This is a genomic window from Duganella sp. AC237 (genome assembly GCF_979254035.1).
Genome location: NZ_CEEDEW010000003.1, coordinates 5,922,486 through 5,947,399, shown reverse-complemented (window position 1 = coordinate 5,947,399; position 24,914 = coordinate 5,922,486). Strand labels below are relative to the sequence as shown.

Genomic DNA, 24,914 nt, shown 5'->3' with positions numbered 1-24,914 from the left:
GATCAGTAGTTGACTGGGTAATCTTTAGGGAAACGGGCGCCGGAGAAGGCTTTTTTCTGGGTCCAGTCCTGCGGCGCCGAGGTCCAGTAGCTGTCGCTTTCCGGCAGGCCCAATGGCAGCAGGCTGGCAGAGGCGATGTACATGCTGCCGTTGTTGGAGTACCAGTCGCCCAGCTCCGGCTGGTGGCCGACGAAGCCGATGGTCAGGTAGCCGTCCTTGGTGAAATTGGTCGGCGCGGTCCACACGGCCTTGTGCACCGCTTGCAGCGCGGCGCGGATCTGGCCCTCGGGCAGGCTGGCCGGCAGCTGCTTGCGCAGCGCCAGCAGCGCGAGTGGCTGGAACGCCGCCGTGCGGTAGGTCAGCGAGCGGCCGATCGGCGGGAAGCTGCCGTCGGTGGAGATGAAGCGCTCCAGGTGCTCGCTGTAGCGCTGCATGCGCTTGACCGCCTGCGCGCGCAGCTCCTCCGGCTTGCCGTTCCAGAACGCGCCTTTTTTCTGATCCAGCACGTCGAGGATCTCCACCAGCATCGGGTGCATGACGAAGGCGTTGTAGTAGTCGAAGTGGAAGGCGTCGCCGTCCTTGATCCAGCCGTCGCCCACATACCATTCGTTGATCTTGCGGATCGCCACGTTCATGCGCAGCGGGTCGAACTCCTCGCCGATCGACATCAGCCAGGCTTCGTTCATGGCCGCGAACAGCATCCAGTTGATGTACGGCGGTTCGATGCGGCGCAGCGATTTGATCTCGGCGATGATGCGCTGCTTGGTCCTGGCGTCGAGCGGCTCCCACAACGCCTTGGGCGCCCGGATCAGGGCGTTGGTGAAGTAGGCCGAATCGACCAGCGTCTGGCCCGGGCCTTTCCACAGCAGATAGTCGGGATTGGCCGGGTCGACCGAGTTGGTGTAGCTTTGCAGCGCCAGTTGGTGCAGGCGCTTGCGGGTGCGGCCCTCCGGCGTGCCGTCGTCGGCCAACGCCAGCCATGGCGCTACGCCGGCGATCAACCGGCCGAAGCACTCCAGGTAGGCCACGCCCTTGTCGCGGCCATCCCAGGTCGGGCTGACTTCCAGCGCGAAGTTTTTCTTCAGCGTGCCGGCCGCCATATTGGCCAGCACCGGTTCCGTCATCTTTTGCGCCAACGCGGCCAGTTGCACACGCGCGGTCTTGCCGTCCGCGTTGGCCAACGAAGCCGCTCCCGCAGCCGGCGTCGCCGCGATGGCGCTTTGCGCGCCGAACGCGGCACCGGCGGTTGCACCCGCCGCCGAACCGGCCATCACGGCCTGTATGAAATTACGTCGTTCCATCGTGTCTCCGTTCTTATTTTTTCAGCAGCCGCACCATTTCGGAGGACGCCAGCAGATACGCGCCGACACCGAATGGCGTGGTCGAATTCTGGTCGACCACCTGGCCCGGAATCGCGCGCTCGCCGATAGGCTGCACATAGCCGATGCGGCCGTCCGGTTGCAGCGCCGTCTTGCTGAGGAAGTTCCAGCCCTTGCGGACCGTCGGCAGGTACTCGTCGCGATCGAGCACGCCGTTGTTGATGCCCCACAGGTAGCCGTAGACGAAGAAGGCGGTGCCGCTGGTTTCCGGTCCCGGCGCGTGCGCGGGATCGAGCAGGCTGCGGGTCCAGTAGCCATCGTCCGATTGCGCCTTCTTCAGCGCCTGCGCCATGCCCTTGAACTTGGCGACGTAGTCGGCGCGGTGCGCGTCGTCCTTCGGCAGGTCGGCCAGCACCTTGGCCAGGCCGGCGAACACCCAGCCGTCGCCGCGCGACCAGAAGTCCTTCTTGCCGTTGACGCTTTTGTGCTTCGGATAGACGTAGCGCGCGTCGCGGTAATAAAGCCGCTCCTCGCTGTCGTACATGATGCTGTTCGAATAATCGAAATACTCGTGCAGCTTGTCGAGGTATTTGCGCTCGCCGGTGGCCTTGTGCAGCTTGGTCATCACCGGCATCACCATGTACAAGCCGTCCGACCACCACCAGTAGTCCTTCTGCGCGGTGTTCATCTGGTACTCCATCACCTCGCGCGCGCGGGCGATCTTGCGCGGGTCCTTGACCTTGTCCAGTTCATACAGGTCGACGTAGGTCTGGAAGCAGATCTGCCAGTCGCCGAACAGCACATGCTCGTCGGTCTCGCCGTACTGGTACTTCCATTTTGCCTTGTCGGTGGATTTCGCGCCCTGCCACTGGTTGTGGATGGCCCAGTCCTCGGAATACTGGCGGTAGCGCGGATTGCCGGTGATCTTGTAGGCTTCCATATTGCCGGTGTGGTAGGCGGCGATGTCCCAGAACGCCCACTTCTGCGGCGTTTCGCGCTGCTGCCAGTAGTCGTTGACCTTGTTGATAATGGCGACGACCTCCTGCTCGGAGGTGTCGACCGCCGGCGGCGGCAGGGTGCCGCAGCCGGCCAAACCGAGCGCGATCGCGCCGGTTGCGAAGAGTCGTTTCATCATAGGTTGGTGATGCTCCCTTAGAGTTTTCCGCGGATGCCGAATTTGATGGTGCGGCCATCATACTTCGCATAGTCCATCCGTGTCTTCTTGCCGCTGCCGTACTGGCCACTGGCGTCTTCGAAGTAGTCGTAGGCCAGCGTATTGCTCAGGTTGAGCGCGTCGATGCGGAACTCCAGCTTGTCGTTGATCTTATAGCTGATGTTGGCGTCGAGGTAGCCCCGGCCGGCGCGCCAGCGGATCAAATCGTCGCCCAGGTTGCGCGGATTGTCGCCGTTGAGCGATTTGCCCTTGTAGTTATAGGACATGCGCATCGCGATCGGACCGTTCTCGAAATACAGCGTGGTGCTGTAGGCGTACTTCGGCACCGAGTTGACCTCGATCTCCTTGCCGGCGTTGGAGATCCACTTGGCGCTGTTGAACGGATCGATGTGCGTGTAGCTGGCCAGCGCGCCCATGCCGTTGAATGGCGCCGGCAGGAAGCTGAACGCCTGCTGGTAGGCCAGCTCGTAGCCTTTGAGCGTTTGCTCGCCTGCGTTGGTGTAGCTGCGCAGGGTCATGGCCAGGTTGGGGTCCACCCGTCCGTTGGCGTCCTGGAACAGGGGACCGAGCGCGGTGTCGGGCAGGCCGAGCGAACCGAAGGTGACGATCTGCGTGTTGGCGACGGTTGCGTCGGTCAGCTCCTTCTTGAAGTAGGCCGCCGACAGCAGGCTGCCGGGCGAGAAGTACCATTCCAGGCTGGTGTCCAGGTTCTTCGATTGTTGTGGGCGCAGGTTCGGATTGCCCGAGGTGGCGGTGTTGTCGAACTGGTTGGGAATCACGGTTTGCGCGGCGATCACCGACAGCGACGCGCGTGTGATGGTCTTGCCCCACGACGCGCGCCACATCAGGTTCTCGGTCAGGTCGAAGGCGCCGCTGATGGCCGGCATCACATTGCTGTACGAGCCGTCTTCGTGATTCGGCGAGTAGACCAGGCTTGCACCCTGCTGCTTGAAGTTGTCGATCTTGGTATCGGTGCCGGAGAAGCGCACGCCCGCGTTGATGCGCAACTCGTGGTCGGCCACCTTGCCCTTGAAGTCCGACTGCACAAAAGCGGTCTTGACATCTTCCTGCGCGGTGAAGCTTTGCGAAGGCGTGAATGCCGATCCAGGATTGTAGGTGTTCGGATCGAATTGCGAGTAGAAGTAGTTGCTGTCCCAGGTGCTCCACGAATGCGGCCAGCCGGCGCCGAAGTCCAAGTGGTCGATCGGCAGGTTGCTGGTCATGGCGTTGCGCATGCCGGCGGCGCCGATGCTGTTCAACTTCGCCGTCGCCAGCGAGGTGCCGTTACGTTTGTTGACGCCCTTGGTGGTCGAGACGAACGTCAGGCCGGCTTTCAGGTGGCCGGTCCATTCGCCGGGCAGGTCGTAGTCCCAGTCGGCGACCACGCGCGCCTGCTTGCCCTTGTCGGTTTCCTTGGTCCAGCCGGTGCTGACGGCGAAACCGCTCCAGTTGTTCGGATCGGTGTAGCTGGTCGGCGACGAGATCGATGGGTAGACATGGTCGCTGCCGTAGTCGATGGTCGATTGCGCGCCATAGATAAAGCCCGACAACTGGCCGGTCGCGCTGGTGGCGCTGCTCTGGTTCAAACTGGCCTGTCCGGTCAGCGTGAATTTGTCGCTGACCTTCCAGCTGCCGTTCAAGGCGCCGTAACCGAATTCGGTTTCGTCCTTGGTATAGCCGGCGCCGGCGTTGTAGGTGGTGTTGGCGAAGGTGCCGGTCAAGAGATTGGTGGCCGGATCGATCTTGACGTTGACCGGAATCAGGCCGTTGTTGCCGTTGGCGCCCGGGGACAAGGTGCGATTGGTGGTTTTGGTGCTGCGCACCAGGATGCCGAACAGCGTCTCCTCGCGGGTGTTCTCCAGCTTCGAGTACATCGTGTCGAAACTGAGGTTGAGCGTCGGCGTCTTCCACTGCAGCGACGACACCAGGCCGTCGCGAGTGCGCTCGTTCTGCGAGCCGTAGAAGCGGTAGATGCGCGGCAGCAGGGCCTTGTCGATCTGGTCGCGGGTGTAGCCCGACAGGTTGGCGCGCGGATCGTCATAGTCCAGGGTCAGCGCGAAATTGCCTTTCACCGGATTCTGGCTGCCGTTGAAGGAGCTGTTGTAGCCGCCCGTCGCCTCGAAGCCGGAGCGGGTGTTGACGCTGCCCGAATGCGAGGCGCCGATCAGGAAGCCCAGCTTGTCCCAGGTGTTCGAGAACAGCACGAAGCCGTTCGGGTCATGGTGCTTGGAGGCGGTGTTGTAGGTGTCGGTCAGGCCGTAGCGGATGGTGCGCTTCGGATTGTCGAATGGGCGAGGGGTCTGCAGATCGACCACGCCACCGAGGCCGCCCTCGGTCAGTTCGGCCAGCGGCGATTTGTAGAAGTCGACGCGGCCGAACAGCTCCGACGCGAATACGTCGTAGTTGAAGCCGCGCGCGGCGCTGCCGATGGTCGATGTCGACGTGGTGTTGACCGGCGCGCCGTTCAGGGTGGTGACCGAGTAGTCGGTCGGCAGGCCGCGGATCGAGATGCGCTGGCCTTCGCCGGACGATTCGTCGCGGTTCAGGATTACGCCGGGCACGCGCTGCAGCGATTCGGCGACGTTCGCCTCGGGGAATTTTCCGATGTCTTCGGCGACGATGGAATCGCGCACGCCGATGGCCTGGGCTTTGAGGTTGAGCGCCTTCTGGAGGCTGGAGCGGAAACCGGTGACGACCACGGTTTCGACCTTGTCTTGTGCTGCGGGCGCCGCGTCGGCGCCGGCCACTGGGGTTTCTTGCGCAATCACCCCAGGCGTGTACATGGCGGCCAGCGCCAGCGCCACCATTGTCTCCAATGTCTTCTTTTTCATTTTTATCCTCAGTGTTTGATTTCTGGGTTGCCTAAGCCGTCTCCTGCTTGGCAGAGTCAAGACTAGTCAATTAGCAAACACTGAGCAACTCGCGGCAGGGCCGCTGGCGACCGCCAGTTAAACGGTTTCCGTGTGGGAAGAATCCCGTGTTTCCCTCCTGGCGTGCGGGTAAGCGGACACGGGTGACTTGCAAAGGATGAGTAGTTAGTTGCCATAATGGCCACAAACAATCACCAAGATGATTATTTGCGCGTGGTGCTATTCCCACTTCGTATAGGCGGAAGCAATTTTTCTATACGACTTGTGGAAAAAAACCGACGCTTCGAGCAAGGTGATGATTCGGTCTACTTGCCGGCCGGGCGCCCGGCGTTAAATTTCAGTCGGGCGTTTGGTGATTTTCACACTTGCGACGCCGTGGTGATCAATACAAACTTATCGGCCTGTCATCACAGGAACCGTGCCATGAAACTGTTTTCACTCCGCTCCGCGTCGACGGCGCTCGCCTTCGTTTTCGCCTCATCGGCCACCTTCACCGCCCATGCCGCACCGCTCGTCACGCTCGATCGCAGCGGCGCCTGGGTGGCGGTGCAGGCGTACGGCCCGAACATCGTCCACGTCTCCATCGCCGCCGACAAGGACGAGGCGCTCAAGGCGCCGGGCTATGGCATCATCGCCGAACACGCGGACGCCAGCGGCTTCAAACACACGGCCGGCGCCGACGGCGACACCTTCGCCTCGTCCGCGCTGACGTTGCATGTCAATGCCGCGCCGGCGCCGCGCGTGCCGAGCACCGGCGAGAAGTACTTCGCGCCGCAACTGGCGCCGGTCGGCCTGCAAGTCAAAAACGCCAGGGGCGAGACCATCCTCAGCATGAGCGGCTGGGAGATGTCGCCGCACACGGTCAACACCGAAAAGACCTACCAGGTGGGCGCATCGTTTGCCGCGCCGGCCGACGAGCATTACTACGGCATGGGCCAGAACCAGGAATCGACCGGCGCGCTGGACCTGCGCGGCCGCACCATCGACTGCGCCCACTGGTACGACGCGCCGGCCGGCGAGACGGTCTGCGTGCCGTTCATGGTCAGCTCCAAGTCCTACGGCATCGTGTGGGACAACCCGTCGGGCACGCGCTTTGTCGCGGGCATCAACGGGCGCACGGTGTTCCAGTCCAAGGTGGGAGAGCGCGTCAGCTTCTTCGTCATCACCGGCGACAAGCCGGAGGCGCTGTACTCGGGCTATGCGCGGCTGACCGGCAAGACGCCGATTCCGCCCAAGGCGGCCTTTGGCCTGATCCAGTCCAAGGCGCGCTACGACAGCCAGGACCTGATGCTCAAGGTGGCCAAGACCTACCGCGAGAAAAAGTACCCGCTCGACGTGATGGTGCTCGACTGGTTCTACTGGACCCGCATGGGCCAGATGGACATCAACCCGGCCGAGTTCCCGGACCCGGACGGCATGAACAAGCAATTCCATGACATGGGCATGCAGTCGATCATCTCGATCTGGCCGCGCTATGAAACGTCGGGCCGCTATTTCAACGAGCTCGATGCCAAGGGCTATCTGCTCAAGGACAAGGATGGCAAGACCGTCGACGGCCTGCCGTTCCGCTCCGACCGCACCGGCGGCTTGATCGACCCGACCAATCCGGCCGCGCGCGCGTGGTTCTGGCAAAAGGCGCGCGACAACATCCTCGCGCGCGGCTTCGACTATCCATGGCTCGACGAGACCGAGCCTGACCTGGTGCCGGACGGCTTCTTCTACGCGATCGGCTCGGGCGACCGTTACCACAACCTGTTCCCGCTGCTGCACGTGGAAGGCGTCGCGCAGGGCATGCGCGCGTGGAAGCCGAACAAGCGCGTGTTGATCCTCTCGCGCGCCGCGTATCTGGGTTCGCAGCGCACCGGCGCGCTGTTCTGGTCTTCGGACATCCATCCAAGCTGGGAAGCGCTGGCGCGGCAGATCCCGACCGGTTTGAACATGACCGCCTCCGGCATCGCCTACTGGGGCAACGACATCGGCGGCTGGCAGGGACTGCCGCAGGCCACCACGGCCACCAAGGCGCCATTGCTCGATCCATCCGATGCGCGCGACGTGATCGGCCAGTATCACGATTATCCGGAACTGTTCACGCGCTGGTTCCAGTACGGGACCTTCCTGCCGACGTTGCGCGTGCATGGTGACCGCAAGGGCAATGAATTGTGGTCCTTCGGCCGCGCCGCCGAGACCATCCTGGCCGACTACGACCGCCTGCGTTATCGCCTGATCCCGTATCTGTACTCGAGCGCCAAGACCACCTGGGACACAGGCGCGCCTTTCATGCGTCCGCTCTGGATGGACTTCGCCGGCGATCCAAACGTCGCCAATATCGGCACCGAATACATGTTCGGCCCCGCCTTCCTTGTGGCGCCGGTGACCGAGCAGGGACAGACGCAGAAGGATGTTTATCTGCCGGCGGGCGCCGATTGGTACGACTACTGGACCAACCAGAAATTCAGCGGCGGCCAGTGGGTCAAGGTGGCCGCGCCCATCGAGCGGATACCGGTGTTCGTCAAGGCGGGATCGATCGTGCCGGTCGGCGCGGACATCCAGTCGACGGCGACCAAACAGGCGATCGCCGCGATCCATGTCTATCCGGGCAGGGATGGAGAGTTCAACCTGTATGACGACGATGGCGCCAGCTACGACTATGAGAAAGGCAAGGGTGCGACCACCACCACCTTGCGCTGGAACGACGCCACGCAGAGTTTGAGCGGCAGCGACAAGGCGCTGGTCAAGCTGGTGAAGGTCATCGGAAAATAGGTTTGAATGAGGCGTCGCCGCAACGCCTCCTGTAAATGTTGATCAATCTCAATAGCTTGCCCCGCATAGATCAATACTATTTCTACGCGGCTAGAACATCGATGCCGATCCGTCCCAAAAGCTAAAACAGGAGGCGTACGATGGTCGCGAGCGCGGGTGAGAAAATTGTTCAACTGGGATCGTATGCGGCGTCGAAGCGGGATAATTCGATCTCCGGCCTGTCGTCCGGCGCCTTCATGACGGTGCAGCTGCACCTGGCACGTTCGGCCAGCTTTTCGGGCGCCGGCATCATCGCCGGCGGACCGTTCCGCTGCGCCGAGACGTATCGCTCGCGCGAGGTGGTGGCCGCCGAAGACGCCTATATAGAGAACTCGCTGTACATCTGTATGAGTCCATTGATCGCGCAAACCTCGCCGGACCCCAAAAAGCTGGCGCAGATGACGCGCGACACCGCAGCGGCTGGCCTGATCGACAATCTGGCCAACCTGGCCGACGACCGGCTCTACATTTTCACCGGCAGCCGGGATGACGTGGTGTATTCCGACGTGGTGGCGCGCACCCGCCAGTTCTACGAAATGCTGGGCGTCAAACCGGAAAATATCGCCTACCGCGACGACGTGCCGGCGGGCCATTCCATCATCACCAACAACCCGGAGGATTCCGTGTTGGCGATGAACCAGCCGCCGTACATCAACAACGGCGGTTTCATGCAATCGCACGAGATCCTGGATCATATTTATGAGGGGCTGAAACCGCCCGCCGAGCGTCTGGCGGGGCAGCTTGTCCGTTTCGACCAGACCGAGTTCCTGGGCGCGGACGCGCGCTGGGCCAGCATGAGCCGCTTCGGCTACGCCTACATTCCGTCCCAGGTTGTGGCTGCCAAGGTGGCCGCGCCGCGCGTGCATATCGCCCTGCATGGCTGCAAACAAGGCTACAACTACACCGACTACGTCAACGGCCGCGCCGACACCGCCAACCGGCCGCCCTATGGCAACCGCTATATCACCACCACCGGCTACAACCAGATGGCCGAAAGCAACGACATCATCGTGCTGTACCCGCAAGCCGAAGGCACGGACAACGGCGAGATCCAGAATCCGGACGGTTGCTGGGATTGGTGGGGCTACAGCAGCAAGGATGCCAAGTCGCTTTTCTATTCGCGTGACGCGGTCCAGATCAAGGCCATCCACGCCATGCTCGACCGTCTTTGCGCTTGAAGCCACCAGGAGGATGTCATGACCCAATTTCCCGTTTCCGTCGGATCGAAAACCGGCGCCGCGCCGGACCCCGCTGCCGAGTCAGAGGCGCTCGCGTCGAGTGCGCTGACGTCCGTCGCCCATGTGCTGACCACGCACAGGCTGGCGAAAAAATACGCAGCGAGCATGGCCAACAACGGCGCTTTGTCGCTGAGCTTGGCGACGCGGCTGTGGGACCCCGAGGTCTGGAGCGAGTCGATGCAGTTACAGGCGGCCATTCTACGCCGCTTGCAGGCGCAAGGACAGAATTGGCGTACCGGTTGCACGGTGCTGCTGGAAGATTACGGGCAGCTGCGGCAGGCTAACACCATGTCCAAGTTGCTGGAGAAGCAGTGCAATTTGTCGTCGCAGTTCGCGCAGTTGCTGGGCAACCAGGCCACGAATTTCGTCGCGCTGCTGGAGAATATTGATGTCGATTACGGCTATTGGGCGAGCCAGAAGCAGTTAATGCCGTCGGCTGACCAAGGATGAACGGCTGCGCTGCAGGCAGGTTGATCGGCGAGATCAACGCAGCGAATGCCGCCGAATCTGTATCTGACCGTAGTGAGTTCTCTCGCGATTACTCGGGTTACGTCCGCTAGGCGGCTGTGGACCGCTGCGCTGCTTTGTGTCGACCGGAGCTGTTGTCGATCGTTGTCGGGCGACTTAATGACTGGGTGCCAGCGGTCCGTCAAGCCGCGCGCGACGCCGTCATGGCGATGTCCCATAAGGTGCCGCCGGCGCAATTGCTCGCGACGCTGCCAGCGATTCACCATCTACACGCCGCTGGACGAACCGAGATGCGCAATCGATCGAGGCGTTCGAGAAGGACTTGATACGTTGGCCTTGAATTGCGGAGTCCGGACGACATCGCGTTGGTAAAAACGCAGGCGTCGCATCCAGAGCTTTCCGTGCGAAGAGCTGCGTTAATGGCTTGGATCAAGATGTCTCCGAACGAAAAAGATGACGTCGCCCTTGCGGCGTTAATGGACGACGCCTTACCCGTGCGCAAATTTGCGCTTCAGGCGGTTCGAAAGCACGGGGCCTATATTCCCTTCATCGCGGTCCGCACCCGTTTGACCGAAATTGGGGATCTCGCCCTGTTGCTGTTGTTTGCTGAAAACAGGGGGTGGGACGGTCTGGAGTGTATTAGGTCTACGACGCCGGTTGATGGCAGTTGATTTTTATCCGAGGGAGTTGGGGACGAACCCTTCGTCGGTCAGTGCCTTTATGACTCCGCGTAACAGATAATTGTTGGTGAAGCAGATCGAGTACTGCCTCGCGCCCGGGTGGATTGGTTGAAGCATTTTCAGCTCGACCAGTCTTTTTATTTGATATGTGCGTTGATTGTCGGACAGCTTCGGCATAATCTTCTTCAGGTCCGCCGACTTCGCGTTTTTTAGCCGAACAACCTCAAGTAGAACATGATACTCGTCGAGAGTGATCAACTGCCGGGATCGAGATATATTGAGTGCAGGGATAAGAATTTTTTGCTCGATGTAATCGTACTGTGTCAGCCTATCGACTTTTTGAAGTTCAAGCAAAATACCTTGCAAGACGTAGGTACACCAGTTTTCGATTCCTTGCGAAATTCCCGTGTCTGCGTCGCCAAGCATTTGGTAGTAGAGCTCTCGGTTGTTACAGAAGACTGCGGTCGGATTTAGCACCCGGCCGTCCTTTACGTTGAAGCCATACTTGATGAGCAAGGCATATGTCAGCAGCCGGACAACACGGCCGTTTCCGTTTGAAAAAGGATGGATCCATCCGAAACGGTGATGGGTGAGTGCCACTTTCATCAGGTCATACTTTGGTGCCGACGTGGTATTTACGAAGTCAGTTAATTCCTTCATATACTGCGGCACTGCGACCGCCTCAGGCGGAAGATGCGACGACATCGCGATCTTTACGGGTCCTTCGCGATATGCACCTGGGGTTTTGTCCCCTTCACGCTCAAGGGCGCTGACGGCGATGTTGTGCAGGTCGCGTATGAACGTTTCCGTCAGCGCCGCACCTGGCTCCATGGCATCGTCGACATATCGCATGGCTTCTTCGATGTTCGTGATTTCTTTCATCTGATCATGGTCGCCAACCATGGTCCCATCGCCGCCGCCCACAGCGGCGTCGACAAGATCGGCCAATGTGGTGTGATTGCCTTCGATGCGGGCGGATCCCAAGCTCTCCAGCATGTGGAAAATGTGCTTGAGCTGGAAGAACACGCCAACAGGCGTGGTTCCGCCTAGCTGTAGTCGGCGAAGATGCTCCAGTTCATTGACGACATCGACTAGCGGCGAGTCAAAAGTCGGGTTGCATAACTTGAGCTCGAAATGCTGGAACCTGGGACTATTCATAGAGGTATCAAACGTTATTGAGAGAACTGTCAATAATTATCTCAAATTTTATAGAAAAAATCCTATAAAATCAACCGGTTGCGTGGGTTTGATGAATTCGCTATCTGGAATTGATCGAGGGCGTATCTGGAAATCCAACCTCCGGTATTGGCAAAACTTACCGCTACCGAATGAAAAGCCAATCGATCGACCTCAAGGGATCTTTGGGGCGCTCATAACAAAAAAACCGCCGTTCTCACTGCGAGAAGGGCGGTTTGTTTTTGTACTTAGTCATGCGGACTGAAGTGAATTCTTGGTGGTGATAGGTGGACTTGAACCACCGACCCCAGCATTATGAATGCTGTGCTCTAACCAACTGAGCTATATCACCTGCAACGCCCAGCATTATCGGGGTTGGGCTTTGGACTGTCAAGGGTGGTCCAAAGATTTTTCTAAAAAAGTGCGTGCAATCGCGTGGCTGTCGCTAAAACGTTAGCATATTGGTATCCTGATGCTGGTATCCTGACGCCGGGACTATCAGCATATAACGAAATGGAGAGGGTATGGCCACCAATATTTTTGTGAATTTGCCTGTGCGCGACTTGCCGAAATCGGTGCAGTTCTTTACCCACCTCGGCTATTCGTTCAACCAGCATTACACGGACGAGGGCGCCACTTGCATGATCGTCGCCGAAAATATCTTCGTCATGCTGCTGACCGAGGAGCGCTTCAAGACCTTCACGCCCAAGCCGCTGAGCGACGCGCGCACCTCGACCGAGGTGCTGGTGTGCCTGCAGGTCGAGTCGCGCGACCAGGTGACGGCGCTGGTCAACAAGGCCATCGGGGCCGGCGGCAGCGCCTACAAGGAGCCGCAGGATCACGGTTTCATGTACGGCCACGGCTTCCAGGACCTCGACGGTCATCTGTGGGAAATCATTTATATGGATTCGGCTCCGCCGACCACGTAACGCACGTCACGGCGTAGCGGTCTATCCCAGCTTGTCGGCGATCCGCGCCAGCATCGCGCCGGCCGGATCGGGCGCCAGGCAGTCCAGCGCCACGCGCTCCGGCATGGAACGCAGCCACGTCAACTGGCGCTTGGCCAGCTGGCGCGTGGCGATGATGCCGGTCTCGCGCATGGTCGCGTAGTCGATCGTCCCGTCCAGATACTCCCACGCCTGCCGGTAGCCGACGCAACGCATCGACGGCAGTCCCGGATGCAGGTCGCCGCGCCGGCGCAGCACTTCCACTTCGGTGATCAGATTGCCGTCTTCCGATTCTTCCAGCATGATGTCGAAGCGGCGCGCGATGCGCTGGTGTAGCACCGCGCGGTCCGACGGCTCCAGAGCGAACGACAGCAGTTCGAACGGCAGTTCGGTCTTCTCCCGCAGCGCCAGCAGCTCGGACATCGGCTTGCCGCTCAGGGCGCAGATCTCCAGCGCGCGCTGGATGCGCTGGGCGTCGTTGGGGGCCAGCCGCGCCGCCGTTTCCGGGTCCAGTGCCGCCAGCTTCGCGTGCATCGCCGGCCAGCCGACGCGCGCCGCTTCCTCTTCCAGTTCCGCACGCAGGGCCGGATCGGCGCCCGGAAGGTCGTCCAGGCCATCGGCCAGGCCTTTGAAGTACAGCATGGTGCCGCCGACCAGCAAGGGCAGGTTGCCACGCGCGACAATCTCGTCGACCAGCCGCAGGGTATCGGTGCGGAACTGCGCCACCGAATACGAATCGAGCGGGTCGAGGATGTCGATCAGGTGGTGCGGCGCGGCGGCGCGCTCCTCGCGCGTCGGCTTGGCGGTGCCGATGTCCATGCCGCGATACACCAGCGCCGAATCGACAGAGATGATCTCGGACGGAATACGCTGGGCGATCGCCAGCGCCGACGCGGTCTTGCCGGAGGCCGTCGGTCCCATGATGGCCACCGCCAACGGCTTTGATACGGATGCATTCATCTTATTGGCCGCGCAGGAAGAGCTTATCGAGCGCGCCGATTTCCACCTGCACCCAGGTCGGGCGCCCGTGGTTGCACTGGTCGGCGCGTTCGGTGATTTCCATCTGGCGCAGCAGGGCGTTCATTTCCTGCGTCGACAGGATGCGGTTGGCGCGCACCGCCGTGTGGCAGGCCAGGGTGCCGAGCAGCTCGTTCTGGCGCTCGATCAGCACGCGCGAGCCGCCGAATTCGCGCACGTCGCGCAGCACGTCGCGCGCCAGCGTCTGGGCGTCGGCGTTCTTCAGCAGCACCGGCACCGAGCGCACCGCCAGCGTGGTCGGGGACAGCGCGGCGATGTCGAAGCCCAGCGCCTGCAACGTCTCCTGGTGCTCCTGCGCGGTGCCCACTTCCACTGCGTCGGCGTAGAAGGTGACGGGGATCAGCAGCGGCTGCACCTGCATCTCCTCGCCGGCGACGCGGCTCTCCAGCGCGGTCTTCAATTGTTCGTAGAGGATGCGTTCATGCGCGGCGTGCATGTCGACCAGCACCAGGCCCTTGGTGTTCTGCGCCAGGATGTAGATGCCGTGCAGCTGCGCCAGCGCAAAACCTAACGGGAACTCTTCCTGCGCCATCGCGGCGGAGGACACGGTGAACGGGCTGGCCTGCGGCAGCGCCATATCCGCTTCGGCGCGGTAGCCGTCGATGCGGCCGGCGCCGCCGAACAGCGCGCCGTATTTCTCGGTGCTCTGGGCGACGCCGCCCTCGTTGCCGCCGAAGCGCGGCGCGCCGAGGCCCGCGCCCGTGCCGAAGCCTGGGCCGTTGCCGCCCATACCGCCGGCGTCGCCGTTGCGCGATCCGAACGGCGACGGCGAGAATGTCGGCGAGTAAGCGGGATCCAGAAGCGCCGGCCCCAGACCGAACGAGGTTTGTTCGCCGCGCCAGGCCGCACTGCCCAGGCTTTCGGCCGCAGGCAGCGGCGACGGCACGCTGCCGTGCGCGGTGGCCGATGTCGACGCCAGCGCGCGCTGCACCGCGTGGAAGACGAATTGGTGCACCGCGCGGCTGTCGCGGAAGCGCACCTCGATCTTCGACGGGTGGACGTTGACGTCGACCAGCGCCGGATCGAGTTCGAGCGCCAGCACGTAGGAAGGAAAGCGGTCGCCGTGCAGCACGTCCTGGTAGGCGGCTTTGACCGCGTGCACCAGCACCTTGTCGCGCACGAAGCGCCCGTTCACATAAAAGAACTGGCCGTCGGCGCGTGCCTTGGAGGCGGTCGGCAGGCCGGCGTAGCCGTGAAGGCGCAGCGCGCCGCCTCGTTCGTCGATCGGCAGGCGCGCTTCGGCAAAGCCGTCGCCGAGGATGTGGGCGCTGCGCTTGGCCATCTCGCTGACGTTCCAGTGGTCGATGGTGCGGCCGTTGTGAGTGAGCGAGAACGACACGTCCGGGCGCGCCAGCGCGATGCGGCGCACGACTTCGGCGCAGTGGCCGAATTCGGTCTGCTCGGACTTGAGGAATTTGCGGCGCGCCGGCGTGTTGAAGTACAGGTCCTGCACGTCGATGGTGGTGCCCAGGGCGCCGGACGACGGCGACACGACGCCGTTGTGCGAGCCGACGATTTCCCACGCATGCGCGGCGTCGGCGGTACGCGACGTCAGCGTGACGGCGGCCACCGAGGCGATCGAGGCCAGCGCCTCGCCCCGGAAGCCGAGCGTGCCGACGTTTTCCAGGTCGTTCAGCGAGGCGATCTTCGAGGTCGCGTGCCGGGCCAGCGCCAGCGGCATCTGCTCGGGCGGGATGCCGCGCCCGTTGTCGGTGATGGCGATGCGTTTGACGCCGCCTTCCTCCAGCCGCACGGTGATCTGCGTGGCGCCGGCGTCGAGGGCGTTCTCCAGCAGCTCCTTGACAACGGCGGACGGTCGTTCGACCACCTCGCCGGCGGCGATCTGCGAAATCAGCTGGTCGGGCAGGGCCTGGATCGGGCGGGGAGCGGCGGGGGCGAGGGTTTGGGTGTCTGGCGCGTTCATCGCAGCGATTATAACGCCGGGCGCTCGCGCACCGGTATCGGCGCGTTGCACAGCTCCACGTAGTTGGGCGAGAACTTGTTCCACGGGCCGCCGCGATTGCGCTGCGCCTCGATCACCCGCTTGTAGATCGGCGCCTCGCTGCGCATCACCTCCAGGTTGCTGCGCTCCGCCTCGGGCACGTCGGCCGCCAGGCGCACCGATTTGATCGGCGTCCTGGCTTCGTTCGCACCATAAAAGCCCATCGCCTCGCCGCCGCGCGGCTGCGTCGCCAGCAGCGCCATGCCCGACACCACCCGTCCGATGACCGTCACGTTGCGGTCCAGGTGGCGCGGCGCGTGGCCGTTGACGGCATACAGTTCGGCGCCGCTGCCGCTGTCGGTGTCGTTGTCCCGGCCGATGCCGACCATGCCATAGCAGTGCGCCAGCCAGGTGGTTTTGGTCTTCGGATCGCGTCCGACCGGGAAGCCGTTGGAGTGGCCGATTTGCGGCGCGTAGCCGTCGAAGTCCATCTGGCGCACAAAATGCTTATCGTTGGACATGGGGACGGTGAACTCCGCCGTCACCTTGGCCTTGGCGCTGCCGAGCGGCCTGGGTTTTGTTTCGGCGTCCGGATCGCCCCACTGCGCCACGTAGTTGTCCTGCGAGCGCAGCACGGCCAGGCCGTCGAAGTACTTTTCGCCGACGAGGGTCTTGAGGTTGGCGATGCTCAGGGGCGCGAAATCCGGCGCCAGTTCGATCACCACGCGTCCGGCCGGCAGCTCCATGTACAGGGTGTTGTTCGGGTCCAGCGGACGCCAGTCGGCCGGTGTGGATTGTTTGACCAGATCGCCGGCGCTGGGCCGGGCCGGCAGGTCGGCGGCGAAGGCCGTGGCGGCCAGCGCGCTGAGCGGGACTATATAAGTACAAGTACGTAGCAAATCGGTCAGGGACATCCGGAATCTCCTTGGTTGGACGTATCCGCTTGCTGCGGGTACGCGGACGATTGTAAACTGGTTGGGAGGGGCTGGAAACTTCGACCTTTCGCGGCATTGGTGGTGTATGATTCCGGCGCACACTTTATGGGAAGAATATGGATTTTATGCAATTCTTCGACATGATCCTTCATGTCGACAAAACATTAGAAGTGATCATTCAACAATACGGCACCCTGGTTTACGCTGTGCTGTTCGCCATTATTTTCTGCGAAACCGGGCTGGTGGTGCTGTTTTTCTTCCCAGGTGACACACTGTTGTTCATCGCCGGCGCGCTGTGCGCGGTGGGCGAGATGAACCTTGCGCTGCTGATGTTCCTGCTGATTACGGCGGCGGTGACCGGCAATACGCTCAATTACTGGATCGGCGAGGCCATCGGCCAGAAGGTCTTCACCCACGATTACCGCTGGCTCAACAAGGACGCCTTGCGCAAGACGCACGAGTTTTTCGAAAAGCACGGCGGCAAGACCATCGTGCTGGCGCGTTTCGTGCCCGTGGTGCGCACCTTCGCGCCGTTCGTGGCCGGCGTGTCCGACATGACGCATACCCGCTTCCAGCTGTATAACATCACCGGCGCGGTGCTGTGGGTGGTGCTGCTGACCACCGCCGGCTACTTCTTCGGCAACATTCCGCTGGTGCGCGACCACCTGACCGAGATCGTCATGGTCGGCGTCGGCGTGGCCGTGGTGCCGATGTTGCTGGGCGGCGCCTGGAAGCTGGGCCGCCGCGTGATGGGCCGCTAAGCCGCATCCAGCCTCGATCCTTGACGGTTTCAAGCACGCCGCGCGGTCCGCGCGGCGTGTCGCTTTGTAAACTCCCCTGAAATAATTCTCCCCGCCAACGCCGGCGCGTCTCAAGTTTTGCCCAAATGCATCCGTAAACCAGTAGGTAATTCTCTTACTCTGGAAACTCATGCGTACCGTGCCCTCCCTGCTCACCCTGATTGCATGCTGCTGCGTCGTCACGACCGCCGGCGCCGCAACCGATCCGCCCGTTTCGCCGTCGGCGAAATCCCCGATCGCCGGTGTGGGCAGCGTGCGCGCCGGCGGTGCGTCCGCCGCCAGCGCCGCCAGCGCGTCCAGTGCGGCGTCGCCGGTGCGCAAGCCGACCGAGGGCGACGCCGAGGCCGAACTGTCGGCCAAGATCGCCGCCCGCCTGGCCATCATGCGCGCCAACCAGCAGGCCCGCGCCGCCGCTGCGGCCAAGGCCAAGAAGGCGGCCGTGGTGGCCGCCGCCGCGCCACCGCCGGCGGCCCCCAAATTCTTCAGCAACACCTGGTCCTACGAGGGCGAGACCGGTCCCGCCAACTGGGGCAAGATCAATCCCGCCTGGGCCAAGTGCGGCAGCGGCAACCGTCAGTCGCCGATCGATATCCGCGACGGCATGAAGGTCGAACTGGAACAGATCAGCTTTGACTACCACCCCTCGACGTTCAATGTGACCGACAACGGCCACACGGTGCAGGTGATGGTCGGCGGCGGCAATTTCCTCACGGCGCAGAACCGCATGTATGAACTGGTCCAGTTCCATTTCCATCGGCCGTCGGAGGAGCGCATCAACGGCAAGGGCTACGAGATGGTGGTGCACCTGGTGCACAAGGACGTGGAAGGGCGCATCGCCATGCTGGCGCTGCTGCTGGAGCGCGGCAAGCCGCAGCCGGTGATCCAGACGGTGTGGAACAACCTGCCGCTGGAAAAACTGGAGACCCTGGCGCCGTCGGTGGTGCTCGATCCGATGGACCTGCTGCCGGCGCGGCGCGATTACTTCACCTTCATGGGATCGATGACGACGCCGCCCTGCCAGGAGGGCGTGTTATGGCTGGTGATGAAGGAGCCGGTGCAGGCCTCGCCGGCGCAGCTGGCGCTGTTCAGCCGCCTCTATCCCTTGAATGCGCGGCCGGTCCAGCCGGGCTCCGGCCGCATCGTCAAGGAATCGAACTGAGGACGGGTTTTAAGTCAGTCGGCGCAGATGCGGTGCTTGCCGGTCCAGGTGGCGCCGGCTTCCAGCGGCCGCTGGTCCGCGCGCGCCGGCTCGATGCAGACGAAGCGCAGATACTCGTCGTCGGCCAGGTCCACCAGCGCGGCCGCATCGGCCTGACCCGGATTCCACACCACCCATTCGCTGAAACCCTGCTGGTCCAGCCGCAAGGTGGCGTTGGCCGTGTTTAGCGTCAGCGACGGCGTCGATTGGTACAGGCGGTCGTGCTTCTCGGTGAAATGCAGCGCCGGATGCTCCTGCGTGGCCGTATTCAGATGGTGGTCGGTGTACTGCTGGTGTTGCAGGCCGCTGATGCTGGTCGCGCTCAGGTGGCCGACGTCGTAATAGGTGTGCAGCGCCACGCCGAACGGGAAGGCCTGCGCGCCGCTGTTACGGACCGTGAACTCGGCGTCGAGCGCGTCGCCGTGCAGGGTAAAGCGCAAGGTCAACGCGAAGGCGTGCGGCCACGCTTGCGCATGTTCCGCCGCCAGATCGTCCTGATCGAGGCTGAACTCCAGGAAGGAATGGCCGCCGTCGCCGCCGCTGTCCGTCAGGCGCCACGTGCTGACGCGCGCGAAGCCGTGGCGCAGGCCGGGGCCGCGCACATTAAACTGCGGGAAGATGACCGGCACGCCGCCCCGTATCGCCTTGCTGCCGTCGAGCGGCGTTTGCGAACTGACGAACAAGCGCTCCTTGCCGTCGGCGGTTTTCCAGGACAGCAAATGGGCGCCGAACAGCGACACCGTCGCTTGCGCGCCATCGGCGGCGGTGATTTGCACCGCTGGCAGGGCGCCGAATTCAGTCATCGTAACTACAGCCATGGTTCTTCCGTAAAGTGAATGAGGTGGTTAGGTCGGGCTCAGGTCAGCCGGTTCTTCGCCAGCGGCGGATTTTTGGCGAAATAGCGCCGGATACCTTTGACGATGGCGTTGGCCATCTGGTTCTGGTAGCCGTCGTCGAGCAGCTTGGCCTCTTCCTCCGGATTGGAGATGAAGGCCGTTTCGATCAGGATGGACGGAATGTCCGGCGCCTTGAGCACCGCGAAGCCGGCCTGCTCGACCGAGCCTTTGTGCAGGCGGTTGATGCCGCCGATCTCGCCCAGCACCGACTTACCCAATTTCATGCTGTCGTTGATCTGCGCCGTGGTGGAGAGGTCGAACAGCACGCTGGCCAGCTGGCGGTCGTGGTTCTTGACGTTGACGCCGCCGATGGTGTCGGCCTGGTTTTCCTTGTCCGCCAGCCAGCGCGCCGCAGTCGATGTGGCGCCTTTTTCCGACAGCACGAACACCGACGAGCCGCGCGCGGACGGCTGCACGAAGGCGTCCGCGTGGATCGACACGAACAGGTCGGCCTGCACCTTGCGCGCTTTTTCCACGCGTTTGCCGAGCGGGACGAAGTAGTCGCCGTCGCGCGTGAGCATCACGCGCATGTTGGGCGCTTCCTCCAGCTTGGCCTTGAGGCGCTTGGCGATCGCCAGCACGATATCTTTTTCCTTGCTGCCGTTCTTGCCGGAGGCGCCGGGGTCTTCGCCGCCATGCCCGGGATCGAGCGCGATGGTGATCATCCGCACAACGTTGTTCTTGTCTGCTTTGTCGGCCTTTTCGGCGGCCCTGGCCTGGGCCTCGGCGGTTTTGACCTGGTCGCGCAGTTCGGCGCGCGGCTCGGCCTTCATGTCCGGCTTGAGCGCGTCGAGCTGTTCCCGAGGCGTCGGGGCGTTGGCGGCCATTTCCGCCTCGCCCGGTTTGAGCGGCGGCATGTCGCCTTTCGGCGTGCTGCCGGCGGCGGCCGACGACGATTCCGGCGGCGGCTTGCCATCGCTGGACCAGTTGCCCTTTTCGATCATCGCCGCGATCGGGTCGACTTCCTTGACGGGGTAGAGGTCGAAGATCAGGCGGTCCTTGTAGTTACCGGCCGGCGGCAGCGTGAAGACCTGCGGCCGCACTTCCTCTTTCAGGTCGAACACCAGGCGCACCACGTTGGGCCGGTTCTGGCCCACGCGCACCTGCTTGATGTACGGGTCGTTGGACTGGATCTTGGCGACCAGGCTTTTGAGCGTCGGATTGAGCTCCAGCCCCTCGATGTCGACCACCATGCGTTCGGGGTCCTTGACGATGAAGTGCGTGGCCTTTAGCACGGCGTCGTTTTCCAGCGTGACGCGGGTGTAGTCGTCGGCCGGCCACACGCGTACGGCGAGGATTTGCGCGGCGCTGGCGCGCAGCGGCGCGGCGAGCGAGGTCACGGACAGCATCAGGGTGGCGCCGGCCTTCAGGACGGTGCGCCGCGAGACGGCGGGAGTGGGCTCCGCGCTCACATGTTGGGGGCGAATTTGAGGCTTTGAAGGCATGAGTTACCCAGGGCGGTGGACGCCTGCAATTCTACATCACGGCCGTTGCCGGCCACGGTCAGGTACAGGTCGATGTCGGGCGGTGGCAGCACGCGGTCGGCCTTTTCAGGCCATTCGACGATGCAGATGTTGTCCCCGTTGAAGTCTTCGCGGAAGCCGGCGTCGAGGAATTCCTCGGGGCTGCCCATGCGGTAAAGGTCGAAATGGATGACGCCTACGGCGCGGCCGCCGAGTGCGATGCGATAGGGTTCCGACAAGGTGTAGGTCGGGCTTTTGACGGTGCCGGCGTGGCCCGCCGCGTGCAGCAGGGCACGGGTGAGGGCGGTCTTGCCGGCCCCCAGGTCGCCGTGCAGGTAGATCGTCAGGCCCGGCGCCAGCGCGCGCGCCAGGGCCGCGCCCAGTGCGGCGGTCGCGGCTTCGTCGTGGAGATGGGCTGTGAAGTGCTGCATCGAATAGAATGTCATGTTGGTGGAATCGCCAGCCATTGTAACCGCCCGCGTCCTTCCGGGGTGTACCCTCATAAGCCACTGATGTCCTTGCCTGTATCCAATTTAGCCGAACTCGCCCTCAGCATCAAGCGCTGGGGCGTGGAACTGGGCTTTGCCGAAATCCGCATCACCGACATCGACCTCAGTCACGCCGAGGCGGGCCTGCGGGCGTGGCTGGACGCCGGCATGCACGGTGAAATGGACTACATGGCCGCCCACGGCATGATGCGCGCCCGTCCGGCCGAACTGGTGCCCGGCACGGTGCGCGTGATCAGCGCGCGCATGAACTACCTGCCGAGGGAGGCGGAAACCGGGCAGGAGGCGGCCCCGGAGGCCGGCGATTGGCGCGAGCATGAACGGCGCCGGCTGGCCGATCCCGGCGCCGCCGTCATCTCGGTCTACGCGCGCGGCAGGGATTATCACAAGGTGCTGCGCGCCCGGTTGCAGCAGCTGGCCGACAAGGTCAAGGCCGAAATCGGCGACTTCGGCTACCGCGTGTTCACCGACTCGGCGCCGCTGATGGAGCTGCCGCTGGCCGAAAAGGCGGGCCTGGGCTGGCGCGGCAAGCACACCTTGCTGCTAAACCGCACCGCCGGCTCGATGTTCTTCATGGGCGAATTCCTGGTCGACTTGCCGCTGCCGGTCGATCCGCCGACCGGCGCCCATTGCGGCCAGTGCTCGGCGTGCATCGACATTTGCCCCACACAGGCGATCCTGGGGCCGGGGCGCCTGGACGCCCGGCGCTGCGTGTCCTACCTGACCATCGAATTGAAAAGCGCGATTCCGGCCGAGCTGCGGCCCCTGATCGGCAACCGCGTGTACGGCTGCGACGACTGCCAGACCGCCTGCCCATGGAACAAGTTCGCGCAGCGCGCGGTGCTGCCCGATTTCGACGAGCGCCATGGTTTGGGGAGCGCCTCGATGGTCGAGCTATTCGGCTGGAGCGAAGAGGAATTCAACCGCAAAATGGAGGGTAGTCCGATCCGCCGCATCGGCCATGAGCGCTGGCTGCGCAATCTGGCGGTCGGCCTGGGCAACGCCGCAGCGGCCGGCGCGGCGGGCGACGCGGCGATCGTCGCCGCGCTCACGGCGCGTCTGGCGCACCCGTCGGCGCTGGTACGCGAGCATGTCGAGTGGGCGCTGGCCTGCCACGCCGAAGGCACCGCGACCCAGGCCTGAGCACTGGTTCGCGTGGCCCGATTGGGCTACACTCATGCGGTTATTTTCCTTTAAAAGACCGATGCCCATGCAAACTTCAACCAGGTTCATAGCGCTGCTTGCCGGCGCCTCCTTCTCCCTCGCCGCGCAGGCGGTCAGCTTCGACGCATGGGCCGACAAGGTGGCCGACGCCAAGGTGCGCAGCGATCCGGAACAGGCCACGCAGAAGCAGTACTTCAGCGGCAAGGAGCAGGACGCGCTGGACCGCGCGCTGACGCCGAACACGCCGGAATACCGCAAGGCCGAAGTGGCCAAGGCCAAGGCCGCGCTCAAGCAGCTGGCGGCCATTGATCAAAAGCCATTGACGCCGCAGCAGCGCGCCAGCGCCGCCGCCATTGCGTGGAATCTGCAGGGTGCGGTCGACGCGGTGGAGTTTGAGGATCACCAGTTCGTGTTTAACCAGTTCACCGGCCTGCATGTGCAGATGGTGAACTTCCTGTCGCAGCAGCATCCGATCCGCAACCAGCGCGACGTTGAAAACTATCTGGCGCGCCTGAAGTCCGTCGCCGGCAAGATCGACACCGGCATCGCGCGCGCAAAGGGCGCCGCCAGCCGTGGCTTCCTGATGCCGACCTTTATCACGGAATCGGCGATCGGCCAGTTGGACCGCTTCCTCGACGGCGGCGCTGAAAAGAACGTGCTGGTCGCCTCGCTGGCGCAGCGCATGGCGGCGTTGAAGGAAGTCTCGCCGGAGCAGCAGGCCAAGTTCACGGCGGAGGCCACGGCGACCGTCAAGCAGGCGATCCTGCCGGCGTTCGAGCGTACCCGCACGCTGCTGAAGGAACAGCTGCCGCGCACTACCGCCGACGCCGGCCTGTGGCGCCTGCCGAATGGCGACAAGGCCTACGCGCTGGCGCTGCGCCGCATGACCACTACCGACTACACGCCGCAGCAGATCCATGACATCGGCCTGAAGGAAGTGGCGCGCATCGAGAAGGAGATGGATGGTTTGCTGGCATCGCTGGGCTACAAGGAGGGCGGCATCAAGGAGCGCATGGTCAAGCTGGAGGCCGATTCGCAGCCGAAGGAGGCCGATCCGCGACCGGCGATGCTGGCGCGTTACGACGCGTTGATGCGCAACGCCGAGGCGCGCGCGAAGGATTTGTTCGATATCACGCCGAAGGCGCCGGTGGTGGTCAAACGTGAACCGGCGTTCACGGAGAAAACGGCTGCCGCGCATTATTCGGCGCCGGCCAAGGACGGCACGCTGCCGGGCGTCTTCTGGGCGCCGATGCCGGGACCGGACTTCCGCATCGTCGGCATGCGCACGTTGGTGTATCACGAGGCGGTGCCGGGCCATCACTTCCAGATCGCGCTGCAGCAGGAGAATACGGGCTTGCCGCGCTATCGCCGCGACCGCGTGTTCGCATCGGGGTCGGCGTATGTTGAAGGTTGGGCGCTGTACGCGGAGCAGCTGGCGTCGGAGAACAAGTGGTATGACGGCGATACCGTTGGACGTCTGGGCCAGCTCGACGCGGAGCTGTTCCGCGCCAAGCGGCTGGTGGTCGATACCGGCCTGCACGCGATGAAGTGGACGCGCCAGCAAGGCATCGATTACGGCATTCCGGCGTCGGAGGTGGAGCGTTATGTGGTGATGCCTGGGCAGGCGTGCGCGTACAAGATCGGCATGATCCGCATCCTCGACCTGCGCGCGAAGGCGGAGAAGGCGCTGGGCGACAAGTTCTCGATCAAGGGCTTCCACAACACGGTGCTGCAGACGGGCGATGTGCCGCTGTCGGTGCTGGAGAAAGTGGTGGACGAGTGGATCGCCACGCAGAAGGGGTGACGCGCGTCAGGTACCCGTTTTTTTTGGCGCTTTTTTGAACGGGTGTTCGCCGGGCAGCGTGATCTTGGCCTTTGACCAGTAGGCCTCTACCGCTGCCTCATCATTTGGATCGTAAGGCGAATCCGGATCGTCAACCCAATCGGGTGCCCTGGCAATTGCCGCGTCAATTTGTTCTTGGGTGAAATAGGTTTCTAAAATACTTTTGCGTTTCATGTTTGTCACCGTATCTGCAAGAGATGATGCGCGCGTTGTCGTCACGTGCTGTCCAGATCATGACGACAACGTTCCCGCGAAACATGCACAGGCTTTTTAAACGTATTTCGTTGTGCCCGGCGCCGCTGTCCTGCTCGGACAGCATTGGATAGTCAAAAACGGCTTCCAGGTCAGCAAAATCGATGCCGTGTTTCCGTAGGTTTTCTCGCCGTTTATTGTCGTCCCATGTAATCATCGGACGATCATGTCATCCCATGTTAGGCGGCGATATGAGGGAAATCAAG

Annotated in this window: 21 protein-coding genes and 1 tRNA gene; 9 read left to right on the top strand and 13 right to left on the bottom strand. The window is 62.9% G+C overall.

From position 1 onward, the window contains the following. Positions 1-2 precede the first annotated feature (2 nt). Genes AC0IYS_RS26330 through AC0IYS_RS26320 form a run of 3 tightly spaced genes read right to left on the bottom strand, consistent with a single transcriptional unit; the run spans position 3 to position 5,324 of the window. On the bottom strand, positions 3-1,301 hold the full coding sequence (locus AC0IYS_RS26330) for a DUF2264 domain-containing protein (RefSeq protein WP_471707945.1): 1,299 nt from the start codon (positions 1,299-1,301) through the stop codon (positions 3-5). Positions 1,302-1,314: 13 nt separating this feature from the next. Further along, positions 1,315-2,454, bottom strand: a complete 1,140-nt coding sequence (locus tag AC0IYS_RS26325) for a glycoside hydrolase family 88/105 protein (RefSeq protein ID WP_471707943.1) — start codon at positions 2,452-2,454, stop codon at positions 1,315-1,317. 17 nt (positions 2,455-2,471) lie between these two features. Further along, positions 2,472-5,324 carry a TonB-dependent receptor gene (locus tag AC0IYS_RS26320; protein WP_471707942.1) on the bottom strand — a complete coding sequence of 951 codons (2,853 nt, stop codon included), beginning with the start codon at positions 5,322-5,324 and terminating at the stop codon, positions 2,472-2,474. A gap of 462 nt (positions 5,325-5,786) precedes the next feature. Here AC0IYS_RS26320 and AC0IYS_RS26315 point away from each other — a divergent pair, with 462 nt between their 5' ends. The 4 genes from AC0IYS_RS26315 to AC0IYS_RS26300 all read left to right on the top strand — a co-directional run bounded on the left by AC0IYS_RS26315 (position 5,787) and on the right by AC0IYS_RS26300 (position 10,539). Beyond that, positions 5,787-8,123 (top strand): glycoside hydrolase family 31 protein, encoded by a 2,337-nt coding sequence (locus tag AC0IYS_RS26315; protein ID WP_471707940.1) that lies wholly within the window; start codon positions 5,787-5,789, stop codon positions 8,121-8,123. Between the two features lie 140 nt (positions 8,124-8,263). Continuing rightward, positions 8,264-9,340 (top strand): extracellular catalytic domain type 2 short-chain-length polyhydroxyalkanoate depolymerase, encoded by a 1,077-nt coding sequence (locus AC0IYS_RS26310; protein WP_471707939.1) that lies wholly within the window; start codon positions 8,264-8,266, stop codon positions 9,338-9,340. 18 nt (positions 9,341-9,358) lie between these two features. Beyond that, positions 9,359-9,850, top strand: a complete 492-nt coding sequence (locus AC0IYS_RS26305; protein WP_471707938.1) for a hypothetical protein — start codon at positions 9,359-9,361, stop codon at positions 9,848-9,850. 437 nt (positions 9,851-10,287) lie between these two features. Next, positions 10,288-10,539 (top strand): hypothetical protein, encoded by a 252-nt coding sequence (locus AC0IYS_RS26300; RefSeq protein WP_471707937.1) that lies wholly within the window; start codon positions 10,288-10,290, stop codon positions 10,537-10,539. A gap of 3 nt (positions 10,540-10,542) precedes the next feature. Here the strand turns inward: AC0IYS_RS26300 and AC0IYS_RS26295 are convergent, their stop codons facing one another. Then, positions 10,543-11,706 carry a Fic family protein gene (locus tag AC0IYS_RS26295; RefSeq protein ID WP_471707936.1) on the bottom strand — a complete coding sequence of 388 codons (1,164 nt, stop codon included), beginning with the start codon at positions 11,704-11,706 and terminating at the stop codon, positions 10,543-10,545. Positions 11,707-11,999: 293 nt separating this feature from the next. After that, positions 12,000-12,076 (bottom strand) — tRNA-Met (locus AC0IYS_RS26290). Positions 12,077-12,248: 172 nt separating this feature from the next. Between AC0IYS_RS26290 and AC0IYS_RS26285 the strand changes: the two genes are divergently transcribed. Further along, positions 12,249-12,653 carry a VOC family protein gene (locus tag AC0IYS_RS26285; protein ID WP_471707935.1) on the top strand — a complete coding sequence of 135 codons (405 nt, stop codon included), beginning with the start codon at positions 12,249-12,251 and terminating at the stop codon, positions 12,651-12,653. Between the two features lie 21 nt (positions 12,654-12,674). Here AC0IYS_RS26285 and miaA read toward each other — a convergent pair whose 3' ends face one another. From miaA to AC0IYS_RS26270, 3 genes are read right to left on the bottom strand one after another with little or no spacing between them, the layout of a single operon-like run. Continuing rightward, positions 12,675-13,631 (bottom strand): tRNA (adenosine(37)-N6)-dimethylallyltransferase MiaA, encoded by a 957-nt coding sequence (miaA, locus tag AC0IYS_RS26280; protein WP_471707934.1) that lies wholly within the window; start codon positions 13,629-13,631, stop codon positions 12,675-12,677. A 1-nt stretch (position 13,632) separates the two neighbouring features. Beyond that, positions 13,633-15,633, bottom strand: coding sequence for a DNA mismatch repair endonuclease MutL (mutL, locus tag AC0IYS_RS26275; RefSeq protein WP_471707933.1), 2,001 nt, complete (start codon positions 15,631-15,633; stop codon positions 13,633-13,635). An 8-nt stretch (positions 15,634-15,641) separates the two neighbouring features. After that, positions 15,642-16,565, bottom strand: coding sequence for a peptidylprolyl isomerase (locus AC0IYS_RS26270; protein ID WP_471707932.1), 924 nt, complete (start codon positions 16,563-16,565; stop codon positions 15,642-15,644). A 137-nt stretch (positions 16,566-16,702) separates the two neighbouring features. Here AC0IYS_RS26270 and AC0IYS_RS26265 point away from each other — a divergent pair, with 137 nt between their 5' ends. Both AC0IYS_RS26265 and AC0IYS_RS26260 read left to right on the top strand, forming a co-directional pair. Further along, positions 16,703-17,347, top strand: coding sequence for a VTT domain-containing protein (locus tag AC0IYS_RS26265; protein ID WP_090323500.1), 645 nt, complete (start codon positions 16,703-16,705; stop codon positions 17,345-17,347). A gap of 169 nt (positions 17,348-17,516) precedes the next feature. Further along, complete coding sequence (locus tag AC0IYS_RS26260; protein WP_471707931.1) at positions 17,517-18,545, top strand: carbonic anhydrase; 1,029 nt, start codon at positions 17,517-17,519, stop codon at positions 18,543-18,545. A 14-nt stretch (positions 18,546-18,559) separates the two neighbouring features. On the opposite strand, the gene AC0IYS_RS26255 is transcribed toward AC0IYS_RS26260, so the two are convergent. From AC0IYS_RS26255 to tsaE, 3 genes are read right to left on the bottom strand one after another with little or no spacing between them, the layout of a single operon-like run. Continuing rightward, positions 18,560-19,402, bottom strand: coding sequence for a D-hexose-6-phosphate mutarotase (locus AC0IYS_RS26255; protein ID WP_471707930.1), 843 nt, complete (start codon positions 19,400-19,402; stop codon positions 18,560-18,562). Positions 19,403-19,440: 38 nt separating this feature from the next. Further along, on the bottom strand, positions 19,441-20,925 hold the full coding sequence (locus AC0IYS_RS26250) for an N-acetylmuramoyl-L-alanine amidase (RefSeq protein WP_471707929.1): 1,485 nt from the start codon (positions 20,923-20,925) through the stop codon (positions 19,441-19,443). Further along, positions 20,889-21,374, bottom strand: coding sequence for a tRNA (adenosine(37)-N6)-threonylcarbamoyltransferase complex ATPase subunit type 1 TsaE (gene tsaE, locus AC0IYS_RS26245; RefSeq protein ID WP_471708940.1), 486 nt, complete (start codon positions 21,372-21,374; stop codon positions 20,889-20,891). Before tsaE ends, AC0IYS_RS26250 begins: the two co-directional genes overlap by 37 nt. 81 nt (positions 21,375-21,455) lie before the next feature. Here tsaE and queG point away from each other — a divergent pair, with 81 nt between their 5' ends. Both queG and AC0IYS_RS26235 read left to right on the top strand, forming a co-directional pair. Beyond that, positions 21,456-22,592, top strand: a complete 1,137-nt coding sequence (gene queG, locus AC0IYS_RS26240; protein WP_471707928.1) for a tRNA epoxyqueuosine(34) reductase QueG — start codon at positions 21,456-21,458, stop codon at positions 22,590-22,592. A gap of 67 nt (positions 22,593-22,659) precedes the next feature. Beyond that, positions 22,660-24,417, top strand: a complete 1,758-nt coding sequence (locus AC0IYS_RS26235) for a DUF885 domain-containing protein (RefSeq protein WP_471707927.1) — start codon at positions 22,660-22,662, stop codon at positions 24,415-24,417. Between the two features lie 6 nt (positions 24,418-24,423). Here AC0IYS_RS26235 and AC0IYS_RS26230 read toward each other — a convergent pair whose 3' ends face one another. Both AC0IYS_RS26230 and AC0IYS_RS26225 read right to left on the bottom strand, forming a co-directional pair. Then, positions 24,424-24,630, bottom strand: a complete 207-nt coding sequence (locus AC0IYS_RS26230) for a hypothetical protein (RefSeq protein WP_471707926.1) — start codon at positions 24,628-24,630, stop codon at positions 24,424-24,426. Further along, entirely contained in the window at positions 24,581-24,865 is a 285-nt protein-coding gene (locus AC0IYS_RS26225; RefSeq protein ID WP_463454299.1) for a BrnT family toxin, read from the bottom strand. The genes AC0IYS_RS26230 and AC0IYS_RS26225 overlap by 50 nt, the downstream gene beginning before the upstream one ends. Positions 24,866-24,914: the final 49 nt, after the last annotated feature.